The following is a 1133-nucleotide window of genomic DNA, read 5'->3' as shown; positions in this document are numbered from 1 at the left end:
TCTGTTCGTCTGAAAACCGTGAACGCTTCATTATCCAACTCCTACCAAGGATTGGACTCTACCAAAATCTGGAGGAGTTTGCGGGTCTCACGTCAGAATGTCTATTTGATACCGCGTCTTCTGTTGCTGTTGAGCTTTCGCAGGATTTTAAAAATTCTTTATTGATGAGGAGTGTGTCATATGCCTTTGTGAATTCTTCTTTTGTAATTTTAGGAAGGTCACTTTGTTGGCGTTTCGCAAGACCTACAAGCACACTTTCAAACACAGCAGCGTTCAAAGCGCGCGTAGGTCTAAAAATACTTTTTCCTTTAGCTTCGAAGCATAATTTAATTGCTTCAAAGAATATATTTTTTAAATTATCTAGTTTTTCGGCGCTTTCTTTATTGTAATCATTGCAAAAATCATTCAAAAAATCTTTTAATGTACGCTTATATTCATTTGAGCGAACAAACATTGCAAAAAATCTCACGATTAATTCTTGATCTTTTTGACGGCCACTTGTCGGGCCAAAGCAATTTCTCCAATTTGAATTTTCATTGCACTCTCTTACAGTTTCCAAGAAAGGGCCGTCATAAATACAATTTCTAATTTCTTGTGGAGAAAGCCTAATGCCACCTGAGTTAATTCGCTCAAATACAAAATATAAACTTTTATTTGTATCCTTTGGTTCGTCTTGCTGAAAAATTGTTGCGTGAACGATCATATCATCAAGTTTTCTTTGATCTATCTCATTAAGTTCTTGGTATGTTTTATTATCCCATTCAGGGCGAACTCCAACTAACCTAAATTTTCTTTCTTTAAATATACCTGAATAAAAAAATTGTAATGTTCTTAATCTTTGTTGGCCGTCAACTACTAGATGCTTCCCATCCTCTGGATTTTTATAAAGAAAAACTCCGGGTACAGGTAGTCCCATTAATAAAGATTCAATAAATCTTGACGCATGTCTTTGTGACCAGACAAAATTTCTTTGAAATTCAGGTATGTAAAAAGCTTCACTTCTCATTCTACTAATTATAGTATCAACCGGGTAATCTGCTGTAAGAGCCCCCGAATTCTCCGGACATTTTCTCACCCTTAATTAAGGGTTAGGAGTAATGTTAGGCATATGACTAGTCATAATTCGCATATTG

Annotated in this window: 1 protein-coding gene; it reads right to left on the bottom strand. The window is 35.6% G+C overall.

Annotation, left to right across the window (positions count from 1 at the left end; translation table 11 throughout):
* Positions 1 to 58: 58 nt before the first annotated feature.
* Positions 59 to 1075, bottom strand: coding sequence for a GmrSD restriction endonuclease domain-containing protein (locus FHS77_RS16070; RefSeq protein WP_210307177.1), 1017 nt, complete (start codon positions 1073 to 1075; stop codon positions 59 to 61).
* Between the last annotated feature and the right edge of the window lie 58 nt (positions 1076 to 1133).

It is taken from the genome of Paenochrobactrum gallinarii (genome assembly GCF_014205685.1).
In the GTDB taxonomy this organism is placed as follows: Bacteria; Pseudomonadota; Alphaproteobacteria; order Rhizobiales; family Rhizobiaceae; genus Paenochrobactrum; species Paenochrobactrum gallinarii.
Note: the sequence above shows the minus strand (reverse complement) of the source record. Positions and strands in the feature narration are given on the sequence as shown.